Source organism: Gloeocapsopsis crepidinum LEGE 06123, assembly GCF_015207655.1.
Classification (GTDB): Bacteria; Cyanobacteriota; Cyanobacteriia; order Cyanobacteriales; family Chroococcidiopsidaceae; genus Gloeocapsopsis; species Gloeocapsopsis crepidinum.
Genome location: NZ_JADEWN010000072.1, coordinates 22,132 through 28,645 on the forward strand (window position 1 = coordinate 22,132; position 6,514 = coordinate 28,645).

Below are 6,514 nucleotides of genomic sequence, written 5' to 3' on the forward strand. Positions count from 1 at the left end.
AAATCCGTGAAAAACCGACTGAAAGAACTTCGACAACTGCACCAATGGTCACAGTCTGATCTTGCAAGAGAATTAGGAGTTAGTCGTCAGGCGGTAAATGGATTTGAATCTGGTAAGTTTGACCCTAGCCTGGATATGGCTTTCAAAATTGCCAGCCTGTTCGATGTCGCAATCGAAGACGTTTTCATTTATGAGGCAAAGCGCTCTATGCAAACACTAGTTGAGCGAGTCAAAAATTTCCTTGGGTTCGAGTTTGGGTTTGAGAGATTTACTGAAAAAGCAATCAACGCACTCAAGTTTGCTCAAAACGAGGCAGCACGCTCGCAGAACTCGCAAGTCGAACCAGAACATCTGCTAGTCGGCTTGTTAGCTGATCCGACAACAACTGCTGCTCGTTTACTTCGAGCCGTTGGTGTGAAGGTAGACATCGAAACCAATGAACATTCTTTTGAATCCCGTGAGAATCTAAGATTCAGTCCACAGAGTAAGTTCGTACTAGAGCTTGCCTTGCAAGTTGTTCGGCTTCAAAATAAAAAGTCAATTGGGACTGAACATCTATTGTGGGCTTTAGTTCGACTGGCTGAAACAGATAAGACTACTCTAACTGACCTGTTTCAACGTTACGAAATCGATCTCGCAGCCCTGAACAACCAACTAACAGAAATGGTCTAAATTTAGACAAAAATTCAACTGAGCAGATGCCTTCAGACTCTCTTCAAGGCTACCCGAGCGAAGTGTACATTCATATCAGTACAGGACAGAAGAGAGACAAAGCAGGGCAGGAAAGGGTTTGCGAAAAAGAGTAAATCAACTAGATCAAACCCCATGTCTCAGCTGACTCAACCGTGTCAAGTGCAGCACCTTTTTAGCCAACCTCAACTACATAGGTTTGATGTTGTGATTCAAATGGAAAACATTGTCAGGATCGTACTGAGCCTTCACTTTAGCAAGTTTCTGATAGTTCTCCTGTCCAAAACCAGCTACGACGCGGGATCTGCCCTCATCCCCGATGAAATTGAGGTAAACGGCACCACTCGCCCACGGCTCGAAATCGGCGCGGATATCGCGAACCCATTGCCTTGCGCGTTCGTCATCAGCAGGGTCTTTCCAGAGACCAAAGGGGTGAACGCACCAAGGGGCGTGCCGCCACGGAATCGGATAGTCAGATGGTCCGCGCGCAATCATGCCACCCTGCGGAATGAGTACTTGCTGGGATGGAGAAGGCACAATCATGTCATTCGCTCGGTCACAGAAGCGATCAACAGCGTCATTTGGAAAAGCTTCCAAATACTCAGCTGACCAGTAGTTCCGGTAGCCAGGTGGATCGTCCAGCATGCACTGAAGCTCAGCGTACGGCATCTCCGCAATGAATTCTCCCTCATGTCCCAGAGCAAGCAGCGGGGCTGTAATTTCGCGCGCCTCAGCTTCTGATCCAGCGTAAACTACGAGTATCACAAACGCCAGCCTGCCAACGAGATACTTGGGTACGAAGTCCTCAGTCGGTCCAGTCACATACAATGCACCACCACCAACCTCATCCGGTGCCGATGCCATGAACTCACGGTAGGCACGCAGAACGTTAGGTCCTGTTTCGGGTCGCCACAGTAGCAGTGCTGCTGTCACCAGTGGCAGTTCATGTAAGCGAAAGGTGAATGAAGTTACTATCCCAAAGTTACCGCCCCCACCGTGGAGCGCCCAGAACAGCTCAGAGTTCTTGTTCTCGCTGGCATAGACCACATCGCCCTCAGCTGTCACTAACTCCACGGCTAGGAGATTGTCGCAGGCGAGACCCATTTTGCGAGCGAGCCAGCCGTCACCACCTCCAAGGGTAAACCCGCCAACCCCAGTGGTCGATACTCGACCCCCAGTAGTGGCAAGACCGTACGGCTCTGTGGCTCGATCAAGATGGCTCATGGTGGCGCCCCCACCAACAGTAACTATGCGCGCATCTGGATCTACCGACACAGCATTCATCCGTCGCAGGTCAATCACTAAACCGTCGTCTGTGAGGGCTTTGCCAGCGACACTGTGCCCACCGCCGCGAACTGCGATCTCAAGTTTGAAGTCGCGTCCGAATTGCACTGCACGCACAACATCATCCACGGTGGCACACTGCGCAATCACACTGGGGTGCTTGTCAATCATTGCGTTGAAGATCGTTCGAGCCTCATTGTAGGCGGGGTTCTCGGGCACGACAATCTCCCCCGTGAAATCCCTACGAAGCTCGTCGAGAGCGGCTTGATTAGTCTGAACGGTCATGCGCATCCTCCTTTCAGTTTGTCCACTGGGTGCAGGTGACACATCCTGATGTCCGCTAAGTCCCAAGAGAGGATCTTGCTATTTATTTGGTCAATGGCTAAGTTGAGCAGCGGCGACAACCTTAGCAACCACACCAGAAGAACTTAACAGTCAGCTCCAATGCGTTTGTTTAGCCTGTGGTTGTGCAAAGAAAAATTTTGTTATCTTTAAGCCTATTTTCCAATAAGAAATTGACTTGGGTAGCTTATATTAATGTTCAACAATAAAATGTTTAGCTTCTTTATGCCAAATGCAGTGAATACTACTCCAATAGTTACGTTTCTAATACTAGAAATATAGTTAGTCACACTTGTAGCTTAACTGCTGGACTTTAGTCCGGCCTGTTCCAACGTTACAAAATCGATCTTGCAGCCCTGAACAATCAACTAGCATAAATATGCAGATGCCCTTCTACTAAAGTCGAGGCTACACAGCGAAGTGTACCTTCGTACACTCAAATCAGGCTTTTACCACTAAGACTAAGTTCAGGGAGGTGAATATGGTTTGTTTAGCTGCAAATTCATTTGCCAACCTTATCAAGTCATTTTCCACACAGTTGAATTAAATCATACTATTTAGATTGCTAAGATATGGCAATTTAAGGTGAACTGGGCTATACCAGTTGATTTACAGGATCGCGTACAGGGCACATGGTAAACCTAACTCCAAATTCGAGCTTTAGTTTGACGCTGCGGTTGCAAATTCCGAATCGCGTGGGTATGTTGGCGAGTGTGACACACGCGATCGCCAACTGTGGTGGTAATCTTGGACAAATTGATTTAATTGAACAAACTCGTCACATTTCTATCCGCGATATCACTGTTGATGCGGCAAGTACCGAGCACGCCGAAACAATTGTACAAGCAGTGAAAGCCTTGCCTGATATCAAGGTAATGGATGTTTACGATCGCACATTTAATTTACATCGCGGCGGTAAAATCAGCATTACAAGCAAAATTGCCTTAAAAAGTGTATCCGACTTAGCAATGGCATATACGCCAGGAGTGGGGCGCATTTGTAATGCGATCGCCCAAGATCCTGAACAAGTTTATCAATTAACAATTAAGCAAAATACTGTAGCAATTGTTACAGACGGTAGCGCGGTTTTGGGTTTAGGAAATCTAGGTCCAGCTGCAGCTTTACCAGTGATGGAAGGCAAAGCAATGCTATTTAAAGAATTTGCTGGGCTGGATGCATTTCCGATTTGTCTCACAAGTCAAGATACCGATACGATTGTAGAAACAGTTAAACAGATTGCGCCTGTATTTGGGGGAGTTAATTTAGAAGATATCGCCGCACCGCGTTGTTTTGAAATCGAAAGTAGACTGCGCCAAGAATTAGATATTCCCATATTTCATGATGACCAGCATGGAACCGCAATTGTCACTTTAGCGGCGTTGGTGAATGCGCTGAAGTTAATAGACAAATCAATGAATGAAATCCGCATCGTGATTAATGGTGCGGGGGCAGCGGGAGTTGCGATCGCGCGGTTATTGCGTAAAGCTGGAGCAGAAACCATCTTGATGTGTGACTCTAAAGGTATTCTTTCTCTACAACGCGCTGATATGACTGAGCAAAAGCGCGAATTTGCTGTAGAGCAAAAGGGTTCTTTAGCCGATGCACTCAAGGATGCAGATGTGTTTATCGGTGTCAGCGCACCAGGTGTCGTCACAGCAGAAATGGTACGTGCGATGGCACACGATCCAATTGTGTTTGCAATGGCAAATCCTATTCCTGAAATTCAACCAGAATTAGTGACAAATGATGTCGCTGTTATGGCGACAGGGCGCAGTGACTACCCCAATCAAATCAATAATGTTTTAGCTTTTCCTGGTGTATTTCGTGGTGCATTAGATTGTCGAGCAGCAACAATTACAACCACAATGTATTTAGAAGCAGCGTATGCGATCGCAGAACTTGTATCACCCGCAGAACTCCACCGCGAACACATTATCCCTTCAGTCTTTGATCGGCGAGTTGCAACCGCAGTAGCTAATGCCGTACAACGCGCCGCCCGTCAAGAAGGTATTGCGCGTAGCTAAATTAATATCAGTTCTATAAAAAGAAACTGGGCGATCTTGATTTCTGAGATTGCCCAAAAGATGACTTGAAGAACAAAGCGCGTTGCTAGGCTGGTGTTAGTGTCTTACGGTCGCCACTTGTAACGCGGTATCCAATTTAAAACTTCTTTGGCACGATGAGTATTTATCAAAGCCTTATAAGGTTGTTGTTCGTATTCCTTTCCGCCGCGCCACTCAACATCAGGATGAAGTGATTGAGCCATTTCACGACTGGTTCGAGAGGCAGAAGAAATGTCGTCCGCACACAGTAACAAAGTAACATGACCGGAAAAAGAACAAGATAATGCGCACTTTGCCGCTTCTGCTGCATCACGCAGATCAAGAAATGCGCCATATTCCCAAAACGGATTCCACTCGAAATCAGGATTGGCATTCCGGTTGGAAATAATGAAATCATAAGTTGCTGCGTCAAAGACGCCAGGCGGTCTGAGACAAATAGTTGGAATGCCAGTGCTGTCCGTCCAAAACCGACACATTTCTTCACCAAGTCGTTTAGAGATGGCGTAAGGAGTAGCTGGGTAGCACAAATGACGATCGTCGAGTGGTAAATAATCCGGCTTCCTTTCGCCTTTGAATATGCCCAGCGCATCAACGCTGCTGAAAAACACCACACGTTTGACTTTTGCTTTTGCCGCCGCTGTGAGAACATGCCATGTGCCGAGAAGATTGACAGTCATAATGTCATTCGCCGTATCTTCTGCAAAACCAAGTGATGCTGCCAGATGAACGACTGCATCGCATCCTTGAATAGCATTTTGAAGTTGATCCGGTTTGAGAATATCCTGACCGTTTACGATGTCAAACCCAACGACTTTATTCCCGTCATCTTGCAAAACTTGCATGACACCTGCTCCAATCATTCCCTCGCTTCCCGTAACCAATACTTTCATGCTGTTATTTCACCCATTAATCACTAACGGCTAGTTGCCAGACAAACTTCTTCAACCCAAGAGCTTTGCGAATGGGTTTGAAGCCTAACAATGAAATCACGTTTGTATTGCCTTATACGACGTTTCTAACTCTGTGGATAGACTTCAGTTTCTCTTCATTTGAAACTGTTCTGTTTCTAGTAAATTGAAACAAGTACAGAGGATAGTATTTCACTAGCTAATACTTCTATGAACTTTAGTTTCTTTGACTTGTTCTGGGTTTTCCTTTTTCTTTCTTCGTTGCAACCTGTATGGCAACGCCGTCAAATGGAAGCCCGTCGAATCCGCGCATTACAAGAATTTGAGCGTGGGCGTAATAGTAGAGTTATTTTACTCATTCATCGGCAAGAGTCTCTCAGCTTGTTGGGAATTCCTATATCGCGTTACATCAGTATCGAAGACTCAGAACAAGTACTACGAGCAATTCGTTTGACGCCACCGAATGTGCCAATTGATCTGATTTTACACACACCTGGTGGATTAGTTTTAGCAACAGAACAAATTGCCAGAGCCTTAATTCGTCATCCATCCAAGGTTACAGTGTTTATCCCGCACTATGCGATGAGTGGCGGTACGATGCTAGCACTAGCATCTGATGAAATTATTATGGATGCCAATGCGGTTTTGGGACCTGTCGATCCGCAGTTGGGTAACTTTCCAGCAGCAAGCATTATTAAGGTAGTGGAAGATAAACCCATCGGTGATATAGACGATCAAACGCTAATCATGGCAGATTTATCGCGTAAAGCGATCGCGCAAGTTCAGCGCTTTGTGCGCACGTTATTGAAAGACGACATCCCAAAACAAAAAATTGCACCCGAAAACGTTGAAAAAATTATTGACGCATTAACCACTGGGCGAGTTACCCACGATTATCCTGTAACAGTTGAAGAAGCAACAGAAATGGGGCTACCCATTACAGTAGGTTTGCCCCGTTCAATTTATAACTTAATGGAATTGTATCCCCAACCACAGGGCGGGCGTCCTAGCGTACAGTACATCCCTATGCCCTATGGCGATCGCCGTCCTAGTTTACCAAGTCCTCAAGGAAGACCATTACCCGATCCAGCAGAGTAAGTGTAAACCAGTGATTCAAATATAGCTTTACTTAAGGTGTTGGGGATGGTGAAGGTGAAATCGTTGGTATAGGTGACGGAGATGCCGTTGGGGATGGTGTTGGGAATGGTGTAGCTGTTGGTGTTGGGG

General features: G+C 46.2%; 5 protein-coding genes. 3 read left to right on the forward strand and 2 right to left on the reverse strand.

Translation table 11 applies throughout. The annotated features are described in order from the left end of the window. Positions 1-6: 6 nt before the first annotated feature. Positions 7-672 carry a helix-turn-helix transcriptional regulator gene (locus IQ230_RS22030; protein ID WP_193934380.1) on the forward strand — a complete coding sequence of 222 codons (666 nt, stop codon included), beginning with the start codon at positions 7-9 and terminating at the stop codon, positions 670-672. Between the two features lie 207 nt (positions 673-879). Here the strand turns inward: IQ230_RS22030 and IQ230_RS22035 are convergent, their stop codons facing one another. Then, on the reverse strand, positions 880-2,259 hold the full coding sequence (locus tag IQ230_RS22035; protein WP_193934381.1) for an FAD-binding oxidoreductase: 1,380 nt from the start codon (positions 2,257-2,259) through the stop codon (positions 880-882). A 689-nt stretch (positions 2,260-2,948) separates the two neighbouring features. Here IQ230_RS22035 and IQ230_RS22040 point away from each other — a divergent pair. Beyond that, on the forward strand, positions 2,949-4,340 hold the full coding sequence (locus IQ230_RS22040) for a malic enzyme-like NAD(P)-binding protein (protein ID WP_193934382.1): 1,392 nt from the start codon (positions 2,949-2,951) through the stop codon (positions 4,338-4,340). Positions 4,341-4,444: 104 nt separating this feature from the next. Here the strand turns inward: IQ230_RS22040 and IQ230_RS22045 are convergent, their stop codons facing one another. After that, positions 4,445-5,269 (reverse strand): NAD-dependent epimerase/dehydratase family protein, encoded by an 825-nt coding sequence (locus tag IQ230_RS22045; protein ID WP_193934383.1) that lies wholly within the window; start codon positions 5,267-5,269, stop codon positions 4,445-4,447. A gap of 228 nt (positions 5,270-5,497) precedes the next feature. Between IQ230_RS22045 and IQ230_RS22050 the strand changes: the two genes are divergently transcribed. Beyond that, complete coding sequence (locus IQ230_RS22050; RefSeq protein WP_193934384.1) at positions 5,498-6,385, forward strand: SDH family Clp fold serine proteinase; 888 nt, start codon at positions 5,498-5,500, stop codon at positions 6,383-6,385. Positions 6,386-6,514 lie beyond the last annotated feature (129 nt).